This window comes from Enterococcus aquimarinus (assembly GCF_001885765.1).
GTDB classification, from domain to species: Bacteria; Bacillota; Bacilli; order Lactobacillales; family Enterococcaceae; genus Enterococcus_I; species Enterococcus_I aquimarinus.
In genome coordinates this window covers 107,918-121,182 of record NZ_JXKD01000002.1, presented here as the reverse complement: position 1 = coordinate 121,182, position 13,265 = coordinate 107,918, and the positions used below count along the sequence as shown (strand labels likewise).

13 protein-coding genes are annotated in these 13,265 nt (G+C 36.9%); 7 read left to right on the top strand and 6 right to left on the bottom strand.

Translation table 11 applies throughout. From position 1 onward, the window contains the following. Window positions 1-48: 48 nt before the first annotated feature. From RU93_RS02210 to RU93_RS02190, 5 genes are all read right to left on the bottom strand, one after another. The gene (locus tag RU93_RS02210; RefSeq protein ID WP_071873985.1) at window positions 49-882 is read right to left on the bottom strand and encodes a helix-turn-helix domain-containing protein; all 834 of its coding nucleotides are present in this window, start codon (window positions 880-882) and stop codon (window positions 49-51) included. Between the two features lie 775 nt (window positions 883-1,657). Next, on the bottom strand, window positions 1,658-2,047 hold the full coding sequence (locus RU93_RS11900) for a DDE-type integrase/transposase/recombinase (protein ID WP_169818077.1): 390 nt from the start codon (window positions 2,045-2,047) through the stop codon (window positions 1,658-1,660). Next, the gene (locus RU93_RS11895) at window positions 1,983-2,402 is read right to left on the bottom strand and encodes a helix-turn-helix domain-containing protein (protein ID WP_084131128.1); all 420 of its coding nucleotides are present in this window, start codon (window positions 2,400-2,402) and stop codon (window positions 1,983-1,985) included. The genes RU93_RS11900 and RU93_RS11895 overlap by 65 nt, the downstream gene beginning before the upstream one ends. Next, window positions 2,399-2,911, bottom strand: a complete 513-nt coding sequence (locus tag RU93_RS02200; RefSeq protein ID WP_071873984.1) for a transposase — start codon at window positions 2,909-2,911, stop codon at window positions 2,399-2,401. Before RU93_RS02200 ends, RU93_RS11895 begins: the two co-directional genes overlap by 4 nt. Before the next feature lie 180 nt (window positions 2,912-3,091). Further along, window positions 3,092-3,598, bottom strand: a complete 507-nt coding sequence (locus RU93_RS02190; protein WP_071873983.1) for a helix-turn-helix domain-containing protein — start codon at window positions 3,596-3,598, stop codon at window positions 3,092-3,094. Window positions 3,599-3,908: 310 nt separating this feature from the next. On the opposite strand from RU93_RS02190, the gene RU93_RS02185 reads away from it, so the two are divergent. From RU93_RS02185 to RU93_RS02165, 4 genes are all read left to right on the top strand, one after another. Next, a complete protein-coding gene (locus tag RU93_RS02185; RefSeq protein WP_071873982.1) occupies window positions 3,909-4,295 on the top strand; it encodes a hypothetical protein in 387 nt (128 codons plus the stop codon). Window positions 4,296-4,344: 49 nt separating this feature from the next. Then, window positions 4,345-5,097 (top strand): hypothetical protein, encoded by a 753-nt coding sequence (locus RU93_RS02180; protein WP_071873981.1) that lies wholly within the window; start codon window positions 4,345-4,347, stop codon window positions 5,095-5,097. A gap of 1,461 nt (window positions 5,098-6,558) precedes the next feature. Then, window positions 6,559-7,224, top strand: a complete 666-nt coding sequence (locus RU93_RS02170) for an ABC transporter ATP-binding protein (RefSeq protein WP_071874123.1) — start codon at window positions 6,559-6,561, stop codon at window positions 7,222-7,224. 243 nt (window positions 7,225-7,467) lie between these two features. Further along, a complete protein-coding gene (locus RU93_RS02165; protein WP_071873979.1) occupies window positions 7,468-8,163 on the top strand; it encodes a cysteine hydrolase family protein in 696 nt (231 codons plus the stop codon). Between the two features lie 429 nt (window positions 8,164-8,592). Here RU93_RS02165 and rpmB read toward each other — a convergent pair whose 3' ends face one another. Next, window positions 8,593-8,781 (bottom strand): 50S ribosomal protein L28, encoded by a 189-nt coding sequence (gene rpmB / locus RU93_RS02160; RefSeq protein ID WP_071873978.1) that lies wholly within the window; start codon window positions 8,779-8,781, stop codon window positions 8,593-8,595. Window positions 8,782-9,050: 269 nt separating this feature from the next. Between rpmB and RU93_RS02150 the strand changes: the two genes are divergently transcribed. The 3 genes from RU93_RS02150 to recG all read left to right on the top strand — a co-directional run bounded on the left by RU93_RS02150 (window position 9,051) and on the right by recG (window position 13,235). Continuing rightward, entirely contained in the window at window positions 9,051-9,413 is a 363-nt protein-coding gene (locus RU93_RS02150) for an Asp23/Gls24 family envelope stress response protein (RefSeq protein ID WP_071873976.1), read from the top strand. A 48-nt stretch (window positions 9,414-9,461) separates the two neighbouring features. Beyond that, a complete protein-coding gene (locus RU93_RS02145; RefSeq protein WP_071873975.1) occupies window positions 9,462-11,126 on the top strand; it encodes a DAK2 domain-containing protein in 1,665 nt (554 codons plus the stop codon). Window positions 11,127-11,201: 75 nt separating this feature from the next. Further along, window positions 11,202-13,235, top strand: coding sequence for an ATP-dependent DNA helicase RecG (recG, locus tag RU93_RS02140; RefSeq protein ID WP_071873974.1), 2,034 nt, complete (start codon window positions 11,202-11,204; stop codon window positions 13,233-13,235). The last annotated feature ends 30 nt before the right edge of the window (window positions 13,236-13,265 follow it).

Genomic DNA, 13,265 nt, shown 5'->3' with positions numbered 1-13,265 from the left:
ACAAAAAAAACTACCGAGAGAGGCAGTTTTTAAAAGATAAAACAAAAATTACTGAATAAATTTTTCGATTTCTAATAAGTTTTCAGCAACTTGTGTATAGCCAAGTGAACGAAGCCAACTATAAGTTGTTTCCGTATCAAAAGGTTGCCCGTGTTGGACGGTACGATTGAGACCATCAAAAAATTTCCAGAAAATACGACCGAGTATATAATCGCTATTTTCCGTGCTATTAAATAATTCAGTTAAATAGGAATCGATTATTTCAAACTGTTTTCTTTCGAATGCTAATGTTAAAGAGTTCAAAAGAAAACGAATTTTGAGATGTTGAAATTTAGCAGAGTGAGAGAAAGCATTGAATTTTTGAATAACTAATGGATAGTTTTGTTGGATATAGTTGTCTTCAAATAAAAAAAAAGTATTTGCATACATCGTGAATTCAAAAAATCCCCAAGACTCAACTTTATCTAAATGTTGCTTAATTATTTGAATGTCTTTTGATAAATCAAGTGGGAGGTTCTGAATTTTATGCCGAAGGATGCGACCCAAAGAATAGAGGTAGAGATAATAGATATCCGAAGATTTCTCATATTCAGAGTATAGCTCTTGTAGGTAACTTTCTCCAAGTTCTGTATCTAATGCTTTTTTAAAATCATTTTTAAGGATTTCTTTAAGGGAAGGCTCCTCCAGTTGTTGGAAAATAGCATACTCTTCTAAAGAAAGATTCATCCGATCAATCGAGTGAAAAAACATATCTAAGTTAATATTTGAGTTGTTTCTTTCGAAGCGAGAGATATTGTCGCGAGAATATAAGTTTCCAGCTAAAGATGCTTGGCTAATACTCCGTTCTTGTCTTAGTTTCCTCATTAATTTGCCATTATTCATTATTTTTAGCTCCTTTTTGCGTAAATATTGCGCAAGAAATTAATTAAATCATTTTGGATGATATATTCTACATGTTACTTAAGTAACATGTAGAAAGTCTTGATAAGGAAGTGAATATAATGATTTCTTTTTTTGATTTATGGTGGCCAGTATTTCCGAGAAAGTGATATTGACAAAATAGAAAGCAAAAAAAAGATTGCTCCTCTTCTAGAAACCTAAATCATTTATTGTTTAAATTGTAACATGAATTATAACAAAAACATATGATTAGGTAGTTGAAATTTAGTTTTAAAGGTGTCTGGAAAGAGAGATACTCGTAAACGGTGTTTGTCAATATAGTTGTCGTATTTTTATTTTCCACCTATCAAAAAGCAGAACCTCCCTATGGTCGGTTGGCCTCGTCATCCAATAGGGGAAGAATAACTTTTTCCCCTATTGGGTGACGAGGGTTATTTGATAATCTTGAAAGATTATGCTCCTGTTAACTTTCTGTTTCTTTTAAAGGATTCAACGTCACCGATTGATGTGGAGTCCAATTTCGAATACCTTTTGACCAGCGTTCAGAATGTCGCTTTTTAGCGTCTTCATAAACCTACTTTCGTTTCTCTAAAATAGCGAAATGTCGGCCTTCATGACGCGCTGCAAGAGAGACAAATTGAATCCCACTATACAAATGAGAATCGTTATACCAATCGACAAACTCTTTCGTCCATTTTCGAGCATCATCTATTGTTTTAAAGCCGTTATTGGGGTATTCTGGTCGATATTTTAACGTTCAAAAAACCGCTTCCGAATAAGGATTGTCATTACTCACTCGTGGTCTTGAATAAGAACTCTGAATTCCTAATTTTTCGAGTAAGACTTGAAAAGTCGCGGCTTTCATAGGGCTGCCATTATCGAAGTGTAAAACCAACGGCTGTCCTTGGATACGTTCCTTAAGCACCGTCTGTTTAATAAATTTTTCGGCATGACGAGCTTCTTCTGATTCCCAAATCTCCCCGCCTACCATTTTACGGCTAAACAAATCAATGATGAGATATAACCGGTAAAAGAGACCTTTTATTGGCCCTTTTAGCCAAGTAATATCCCAAGTCCAAACGTCATTTGGCTTCGTCGCAAAATGACTTGGCGGGATTCGTTTTTTGTGAAACTTGACTTCGGCCACGATGATGTTGCATGTTTTTTTCTCGCAGTACGCGATAGAAGCTAGACTCTGATGCAATGTAAATCGAGCGATCCGCAAGTTTTGGCACAATTTGGCTAGGTGGCAAATTCATAAATTCTTTTTTTGAAACGGTTTCTATTATTTTTTCGCGTTCTTGATCCGTCAGTTTATTTTTGGGTACAGGACGTTTCGCCAAAGGGCGTTGATCATGCGCTATCGTACCTTCACGCGTCCATCGTTCGTAGGTTCGAACGCTAATATTCAGCTCATTACAGGCATAGGTGAGACGCGCCCCATTGCGATTGGCTTCTTGAATAAGTTCAACAGCTTGTTTGCGATCTGAAGATGAAATCATTCTTCCTCTTGGTCCCCCAAAATCGCGCGTGCTTTTTTTCTTAGTAATAAGAGAGCAGCGGCTTCCGCTAATGCTTTTTCCTTATGACGTAATTCTTTCTCTAATTGACGCGCTTGTTTTTTCTCTTCTTTTAGTTCAGTTGCAAGTTCTCTCGTTCGATTTTCTTCCTGTTCATTCGCAGATAAGCACGTTTTCTTCCAAGCCTCAATTTGTTCTTTAAATAAGCCCTTCTTTCGGCAATATTCCGCAAGTTCTACTTGGTTCATTGAGAATGATTCCATCACAATTAAAAATTTATCTTCACTTGACCATTTTTCGACATTTTTTTTCGTTCCGGGTGTAGCATTCCCTTGAATTCTAGCTTTTTTACGCCAAGAATAAAGAGTCGCTTCTGGAATGCCCAAAGTTTGACTTAATTGGCGAATCCCCTTATTTTCGGGTGGCATCATTTTCTTGACGGCTGTCGCTTTCAGTTCGGTAGAGTAACGTTCATTGTTTTTATTTGTCATGGTAATCATCCTCCGTATAGTCTTTATTATAAATTTATTATCCTATACGACAACTAGCCTAACATAGGGGGAGCCTAGGTATACTTTTATTAAAGGAGGGGCTATATATGGCTGAATATAAATACTCTGTCAAAAATACGACTAAATTAGAACGTGAAAAGTTACGTAGCGTCCTTTAAGTTATTCTACCTTGGATGCACTAGAACCTTCAAAAGATACAATGAAACTGGTAGATGCATATGTTGATGGGACGTTGGAAATCGCTGATGCATTAGAAATCGTTTTAGAAAAATATCGAAAATCAGGATCGAAATCACCCGCTTGACAGGTATTTTCAAGGGAATCTTGCAGATAGAGTACTAAATAAAAGACGTCATCGGTTTGTTCGTACTCAAGAAATAGTGACTGTAAGAAATCGGGTGTTAGTGTTCGCTCATAGTGTCGAGTGTGAGGTTCTTTTGAGAATATTTGTTTTTTAGTCGGGGCACCATCATTTATTAAGAGTTGAAATTCATTGGGTGTGATATTTAAGCGGTTTAAATAATGAAATAATAGTTCAGAAGAAAGCAGTGTGTTGCGATTTTCAAAAGATGATAAAGTACTTCTAGAAGAGATACCTTGGACCAAAGTTTCTTGAGAAATGTTTCTTTCTTTACGTAGCTTCTGAAATAGTTGTCCTTGTTTCATTTTAGAAAACCCCTCTTTTTTCCGACGTATTTTCAGTCAAATTCAACTTGTTTTGATTGAAACATGTATAATTGGAGTTGAAAATAATCAATTATTTTTAGGTAGTATTGTTTACTTCTAAATATATTGTCCGGAGGAGGAGGGGAAGTGGATGAGATTATGTTTCCTTATGGGGAGTGGCAGAACATTCCTGTAAGGGGATAAGAAATATTCTACAGATTCTCAAAATTGCAAGTCTAGATATCGCATTAGAGATTAAAAAAATCCTTATTAAAAATAGTGGGTAGTAAACTTAAATAATGGAGGTTAATTGTATGAAAAAACTAATGAAAGTAGCTCTATTAGGCATAACATTGTTAACTGTACCAAGTGTTACATATGCGGCAACATATTATCAGCATTTTCTTTAAGTTTACCGGGATTAAATCAAAGTGTTTCAACCGGATTAGGTCAATCAAAGGCCACTAGTGGGGCTAACGGACAAATCCTTGTTACAGTATCGAAGCAGAAATTTGATGCCAGACAAACAGATGAACAAGGAAATAGTGGTGATTGGAGAAAACAAATAAGTAAGGGAGATACTGCAGGCCTACCAGGTAATTCGAATCAATTAAAAGGAGATAAAATGAAATTAACTATCTCTTCTAATTGGAATGCGACAACCGACAGTAAAAATGGTAGTTGGAAAAGTAATTAGCTAAATAAATAATAACACTACCCATTATTTTTAGTAAGGAGATCATTCAATGCAAAAACATGTAATCGATGCTTTTAAAGAACTGAAAGTAATATTTGTCATGATATTCATCGTGTATTTGTTTTTTCAAATACTGAATATGACTATTATAGGCTCCAACTCTGCAATTTCACAAGGGATTGAATTATGGGTTTATTCAATGGATATCATTGATTTTTTGTCCCCATTATTCTTAACAGCACCTTTTGTTTGGGGTTTGTATTATAAGAAAAAAAGTCGTTTTCTAGAGTATATTAGCGTCAGAATGAACTTTAAAAAGTATTTATGCACTCAAATAATGACGATTGTTATGTCTGTCTTTACTTTAGTGTTTTTAGTGAATTTTATTTCCATTTTATTGGCTATTTTTATTATTCCTTTTGACATCGACACAGACCCCTCAATCTTTCAAATACCGTTTCTACCGTTTGCGTATCGGACGGATTCCATATTGGTATTTTCCGTTGGAGCAAGTTTATGGAAAGCAGTAGTTGCAAGTGTACTGGTCTTTTCAGCAAGTGTATTAGCACTAACTGCTCGTAATTTGTTTATCGTGTTATTTGGTGTTTTCGCATACGTTATTGTTGAAAATATTCTAACTGCAAGTATTGGATTCGATGAATATAGTATTGCGACGAGTAATATTTTAGGAAGGCTAAATGATGAGTATTATACAATATTTAATATGTTCGTGGGTCCAATAATGCTCCTAATAGTAACCTTTATATGGGTTGCAATATATTTGAAACGGGAGAGAAGTTAGTATGATTCGATATTTCTTTAAATTGTATCAAGAACAATTATATAGTAGACGGCTTTTTTTGTTTTTAGTCATAACATCATTCTATTTCACATTAACAATTGACCCAGAATTAACGGCTCCATTAGGACGATTGGTTCAGATACAGGATACATTTTATCTCTCCTTATTATTTTTACCAATGTATTCCATCTTTTTTTTCTCTGTATTCTTTAGGGAACAGGATTTCTTAAAAATTAGAGCAATTAAGAAGAAACGATATTACCTTGCAAATTTGCTTAACATCGTTTTGTTCAATATCATTCTGATGAGTCTTATTTTTTTTATTATTAGTTGGATCTCAATTTTATTTTCAAAAAATAGCAATACATCAATTACCGCTCAAAATATCGCCACTTTAAATAGCAGTGCACATTCTATATTTGGGACAATTAACTTCACTACGTTTATCGCTGGACTCTATATGCTTGTTAATTTTTCAATAATTATTGCGATAATTGTTTTACTAGGTTATACGAAAGGTAAAATTATAGGTTATATTTCTTATAGTATCTTTTATATTTTGATAATGTGGTCTGGTCGAACTGTTTTTTTTGAACAATTTTCTGGGGAGTATGATGTCTTTAATTTGAGTACGTATTTGCTATTACCGATATCGAGTATTTATGAAACACAGACACCGATATTCCAGTACGTATTTTTTAAATTAGTCATTTTACTTTTCGTCTTTTTTTCTATCTTGTTGCTTTACTTTCCGCCAAAAAATCTATTTCGTGTTCATTTTTTTGATAGATTGTTTATCTCTAGAAAAATAATCATGGCTACATTTTTATTTATGGTGGTATATTTCACATTATTCTCAATCTACTATGGTGAAACGAGAGTCCAACAGTTTTTTACAATGTATCACTATGGCTCTTTGACGCCAATTCCATTTTTATGGCTCATTTGTTACTTTTTATTTTCCCCTTTTATATTATCAATACGTTTTTCGGAGTTAGAAGAAAATATTGATTCACTAATTGTTCGACACTATCGTATAAAATATTGGCGAATAAAATGTCTTAAAACGGTCTATCGCTACCTCGCTGTTTACTTTATGTTAACGAGTATTTTTTTATCTGTGACTATGCTGCTAACAGGTTATTCATTTTATTTGGATGAGCTAATATCATTATTATTTATTTTTTTGGAACTAATATTGATTACAACGAGCTATTTAATGTTTTATTTTATATTAAAACAGACAAGTGTTTCATTTTTATTGTGTCTTATAGGTTATTTATTTTTATTGTTCCCATTTGATTGGACTAAATGGCTTCCATTTGGACTATCTTCAACTACTAGGATCAATGAGGTTGGTTACGGAAAAAGTATCCTTATTTTTGGAACAATTCTATTGTTAGAAATTTGGATTATTAGTAGAGGAAAGCAAAGGAATGGGTATGGAAAGGAATGAGTTTGTTGCTAAATATTGTATTAGAACATGTTGAAAAGCGTTTTAAAGGGAAAACTATTTTTGAAGATTTAAATTTCCAAGTAGATAAAGGCCAGACAATTGGGATTTTGGGTGCTAATGGTGTGGGGAAATCTGTTCTTTTTAAATTAATTTGTGGACTTGAACGTCCGAATCAAGGGAGAGTACTTGTTAACAATGTTGAAGTTGGAAGAGAAGAAGATTTCCCGAGAGATGTTGGGATTTTGATTAATGAGCCCGCATTCATCCCTATTTATAGTGGGATAAAGAATTTAATGCTTTTAGCTGAAATTAACAATACTGTTGATGAGAAAACAGTAAAAAGTTATATGAAGTCTGTCGGGTTAGACCCAGAAAATCAAACAAAAGTACAAAATTATTCTCTTGGAATGAAAAAAAAGCTAGCAATTTGCCAAGCAATCATGGAAAATCAATCAATTATTTTGTTAGATGAACCTTTTAACGGACTCGATTTTTCTTCTGTATTGGAAGTGAAAAAAATCTTAGGAGAACTGATTCAAGAAGGGAAAACCATTTTACTCACCAGTCATCATCAGCAGGATTTAGATGCTATTTGTGACGAACTTTATATAATAGATGATTATCATCTGAAAATATTAACAGATGAAATCAGAAATGAGTATTTCCAATGAAAGTAAACAACGAAATTTCTGCCATCTAAGAAGTTTTGTTGTTTTTCTATATTTACGAGACACATTTTATCAAATGTCATGACTTAATGCTAAATTTAACTCGAGCAAATGTTTATTGTACGAATACTATTTTATAAAGCGTAAAACGGGTAGAATTAACGAATAAAAAGTTTTTTTCTGATCCTTATCATTTTATTAAAGCAGTATTTTATGATAACGTATAGTGTAAAGGAGGCATCTAGAATGAAAGTAAACAACAGATATTGTTCATTTTATTACCGAAATGATCCCGTCACTCAGGAAATAAGTTATCGTCCGAATGAAACCGCACTCATGCTGATTGACTTACAAAATTATTTTGTCGATCGACCTGATTTTGGTTCGGAGCAAGAAGCGCATGAATGGGAAGAAATGTATCGCTATATCCATGAAACAGTTATCCCCAATAATGAGCGGTTATTAACATTCGCCAGAGAAAACGAGATTCTTGTTGTACATGCTGTGATTGAATCCAGTTTTGAGGATGGTAGAGAGCGCTCATTATCCCATCGTCGTCCAACCTTTAATAATATTATTATCGCTCCGAATACTTATGAAAGTAAAATTATTGAACCACTTACTCCTCAAAAAAATGAAGTGATGATTAAAAAAACGGCCCATTCCGCGGTCGATAGTTCTTTAGTTTTACTGCTTAACAACCTCGGCATTACTGACATCATTGCGACGGGATTGGTAACCGATCAATGTGTCTCCAGTACCGTTAGAGGATTATCTGACCATAATTTTAGAGTTTGGGTGGTTGAAGATGCCACAATGGCTGGAACCTTTGAACTAAGAGATAACGAACTGACCATTCTTAATAATACGTATTGTAATGTCGTTAATACTGAGGAAATAGTGAACGTCTTATCAAAAGATGAGAGCGAAAGGGAGAACTAGCCTTAAATAATACTCTTTTTATGAACGATGTGCGTCACTAATTTAAACGTTTCTAAAAATCAGAGGGGGTGTGACGGATGTCACAGCCCCTTATTCTTATGCTAAAAGCAGTCGTTTCTTGGTTGATGTTCTTGTTGCGAGTGGAGGAGTAGCCGATTCGTTACGTGATCTTCGCCGTCTGTTATAGGATCTCGCAAGCGCATTTAGCTACTCAGAACAGAGGTGTAACGCTGAAATTCTAGTCAGTTGCTTTATTCGTTCTTGAGGAGATAAAGTAGCGATTAAACACACGAAAAACCCCTAAAGTCGGTTTACTTTTTACAGTGTCTACTTTAGGGGTCTTCTTGGAGTTAACGATGTTTGTTTTTTAGACAAATAAAAAAACCGCTTCTTGACAGAAACGGTTGTCAAATGTCGTATAGAATGGAATTAAACGCGTTCGATTTTACCTGATTTCAATGCACGAGTTGACACCCAAACTTTTGTCGGTGTACCGTCGATCATGACACGAACTTTTTGTAAGTTAGGTTTAACTGTACGTTTAGTTGCGTTCATAGCGTGAGAACGGTTATTTCCAGATCTTGTTTTACGACCAGTGAAGTAACATACTTTAGACATTATTGATTTCCCCCTTTGGCTGTTCTGTTGGAGCACTATTTTTTTCGCTCATACTAAAATAACTTATCATAAATGGCAACTGATTGCAAGTGTTTTTCGCTAATCTCGTTTGACTTCTTCTGTTAAAAAGAGTAACTTTAATCGTAATAACGATAATAAATGCGTTAGAATTGCGAAATAACAACGACTCCTTCTTTTAATTGGGGCGAGGCTATGTTAAAATATTAAAGATAGAAATAAGACCATTTGTCTGTTAAGGAGGCTTTATTATGGCAGTTAAAATTCAAACATCATCTGGCTTAATTGAAATATCTAATGAAGTAATTGCAACCGTTGTTGGGGGTGCTACAACGGATGTCTTTGGCATCGTTGGAATGGCAAGTAAAAATCAAATCAAAGATAATATTAATGAAATTTTGCGCAAAGAAAATTATGCACGTGGTGTTGTTGTCCGTCAAGAAGATAACGAAATCGCAGTCGACGTCTACACCATCGTAAGTTACGGGACAAAGATTTCAGAAGTTTCTCGCAATGTCCAAGAGAAAGTGAAGTACAATCTTGATTCAATGTTAGGTGTAACGGCAAACTCTGTGAATGTATTTGTTCAAGGTGTGCGCGTATTACCAGATTAGAGGCGAGAACCGTTTTGATGACGGTTTATTTTTAAGGAGGATTTATCAGTGGAAGTAACGAATATTCGTGCTAGTCAGTTCCAGTCAATGGTTCAAGCTGGCGCCGATCGTCTACAGGAGCATGCAGAGTATGTCAACTCATTAAACGTGTTTCCTGTTCCCGATGGCGATACCGGAACAAATATGAATTTATCAATGATCAGTGGTGCAAAAGCCGTCAGTGACTCAACTTCAGACAAGGTGGGCGAGTTGGCGACGCATTTATCAAAAGGATTGCTAATGGGCGCACGTGGAAATTCAGGAGTTATTTTATCCCAATTATTCCGTGGTTTTGCCAAACAAATTCCAGATGTTGAAACATTATCTGGCAAGGAATTAGCTGCCGCTTTTACACATGGCGTTAATACCGCTTATAAAGCAGTAATGAAACCTGTTGAAGGAACGATTTTAACTGTGGCTCGTGTTGCAGCGGAGTTCGGTGAGCGCAAGGCGACTGAGACGGATGACTGTGTGGCAGTAATGACTGCGGTCGTTTCAGGCGCGAAAAAAGCGTTAGCGAAGACCCCCGATTTATTACCAATCTTAAAAGAAGTCGGTGTAGTCGATAGTGGTGGTCAAGGTCTGTTATTTATTTACGAAGGATTCTTAAGTGTCCTAAATGGTGAATATGTACCCGAAAATGATTTTGAAACGCCAGCAGCAATGGACGAGATGATCAATGCGGAACATCACCGTAGTGTTCACAGTCATTTGGCAACAGAAGACATTACGTTTGGTTACTGTACTGAAATTATGGTAAAAATTGGCGATGGACCTACGGCTGACACGGCCTTTGAATACGATACTTTCCGTAATTACTTAAATGAACTAGGGGATTCTTTGTTAGTGGTGAATGATGATGAAATCATTAAGGTTCACGTTCACACAGAGTATCCTGGCGAAGTCATGAATTATGGGCAAAAATTCGGTTCATTGATGAAAGTGAAAGTCGACAACATGCGTGTGCAACACGAAACACTATTAGAAAATGATAGTGCACCGGTGAAAAAACCGCGTGTGCCTTACGCAATTATTGCAATTGCGGCGGGCAATGGCGTTCAAGAACTCTTTAAGAGTTTAGGAGCAAGTTATGTCATTAGTGGTGGTCAAACGATGAATCCGAGCACGGAAGATATTTTGAAAGCAATCGATGCTGTCAATGCAGATCAAGTGATTGTTTTACCAAATAACAAAAATATTTTCATGGCAGCAGACCAAGCCGCAGAAGTTGCGGACATTCCAGTCGTTGTGGTTCCAAGTAAAACAATCTCTCAAGGAATGACAGCGATGCTAGCTTTCAACGATCAAGTTGGGTTAGCACAAAACCAAGCAGCGATGACCGAAATGTTAACAAGCGTGGTGAGTGGCTCACTCACACATGCGATTCGCGATACCGCAATTGATGGTATCACGATTAAAGAAGGCGACTTCTTAGGAATGATCGACGGGAAAATTGTCGTGTCAAAAACAGATGCGCTTGAAGTAGCATTCGAAACCTTAAAACAAATGATGGATGAAGAAACGGAAATCGTGACGATTATCATTGGTGAAGAGGGAACACAAGAACAAGCAGAGCAAATGGAAGCTGCGTTACTCGCAATGAATGAGGAATTAGAAGTCGAAATTCACCATGGCGATCAACCAGTCTATCCGTATCTGTTTGCAGCAGAATAAAGAATAAAATAAGAAAAAGCTTGGCGCGAACATTGTGTTTGTCCCAGGCTTTTTTTAAAGAATGGAGGGCGTTCGATGAGTGTGAAAGACTCGGTTACCAAGTTAAGTGGGGTAGGAGCCAAACGAGCTGAAAATTTAGCGACTTTAGGAATTGAAAGGGTTGAAGACTTACTCGAACACTATCCTTTTCGCTATGAAGATATTCAAGAAAGAAAAATCGCAGAAATTCAAGATCAAGAAAAGGTGACGATTAAAGGTCTCGTTGTTTCACCCGCTGTGATGAGTCGTTTTGGCTATAAGAAAACGCGACTACAGTTTCGGATGATGCAAGATCATGATGTCTTTGCGGTCTCTTTTTTTAATCAACCGTATTTAAAAGATAAAGTCGAAGTCTCCACAGAAATTGCGGTCTATGGCAAATGGGATGCCAAGCGTAAAAGTCTGACGGGGATGAAGATTTTAGCACCGAAGCAAGAAGAAGACTTTGCGCCCATCTATCGGGTTAATAAAGCCGTTCGCCAAGCGTCCTTGGTTCAATTGATTAAACAGGCCTTTGATGGTTATTATGATCAAATTGAAGAGAATTTACCATTGTCTTTACTCGAAAAGTATCGTTTGATGCCACGCAAAGAGGCAATGTATAGTATGCATTTTCCTAAGAATATTGAAGAACACCATCAAGCGAAACGTCGCGTAGTCTTTGAAGAATTTTTCTTGTTTCAAATGCAAATTCAAGGCTTAAAACAACAACAGCGAGCAGAAAGCAATGGGCTGGCAATCGCCTACGATGTTGCGGCTTTAAAGGCTTTTACGCAACAATTGCCCTTTGAGTTAACGACGGCACAAAAGCGTGTTACGAATGAAATATGTCGGGATTTACGGAGTCAAAAGCATATGCAACGACTTTTGCAAGGGGATGTTGGAAGTGGGAAAACGGTCGTTGCTGCGATTGCACTGTATGCCACGATGACGGCAGGCTTTCAAGGGGCACTTATGGTTCCCACTGAAATCTTAGCTCAGCAACATATGGAAAGTTTAGTGCAGCTATTTGAGGGGTTTGATGTGAACGTCGCGCTACTGACGGGCTCAACGAAAACCAAGGAACGCCGCGAAATTCTTAGTCAACTAGCCAGTGGTGCTATTCATGTGCTTGTTGGTACGCATGCGTTAATTCAAGCTGATGTCGAGTTTTCTCATCTCGGGCTCGTCATTACGGATGAACAGCATCGCTTCGGGGTGAACCAACGCAAAATTTTACGCGAAAAAGGTTGGCGCCCGGATGTACTCTTTATGACGGCAACACCAATTCCGCGAACATTAGCGATTACTGCTTATGGTGAAATGGATGTCTCGATCATTGATGAACTACCGTCAGGACGAATTCCAATCGAAACACGGTGGGTCCGGCCGCCGCAGATGCCACAAGTCTTAAAAGGAAGTCTGACTCAACTTCAAAAAGGGCATCAAATGTATGTCATCTGTCCGTTAATTGAAGAGTCGGAAATGTTGGACGTTCAAAATGCTGTGGCGATCTATGAAGAACTTCAAGACTTTTATGGAAGTGACTATAAGGTCAGTCTTCTTCATGGGAAAATGAAAAATCAAGAAAAAGAAGCCATTATGGAGGCTTTTAAACAAAACGAAAGTCAAATTCTTGTTTCGACGACGGTAATCGAAGTGGGTGTCAATGTACCTAACGCCACCATGATGCTCATTATTGACGCTGATCGTTTTGGGTTAGCCCAACTGCATCAATTACGGGGGCGTGTGGGACGTGGCGCAGTCGCTTCTTCGTGTATTTTAATCGCCAATCCTAAAAATGAAACGGGTCAAAAACGGATGCAAATTATGACGGAAACGACGAATGGCTTTGTTGTGAGTGAAAAAGACTTAGAACTACGCGGTCCAGGAGAAGTCTTTGGTTCTCGTCAATCAGGATTGCCGGAATTTGCGATGGCTGATTTAGTCGCAGACGGACATATTTTAGAAGTAGCCAGACAAGAAGCCGCGGCTATTTGGCAACAAGTTGGATGGGAAGTCCTGCCTGATTTTGCGCCATTAGTGACGTATTTAAAGACCATTCAACAAGAAAAACCATTTTTCGACTAGTAAAAATGTGCTATACTATTCAAGACAAAC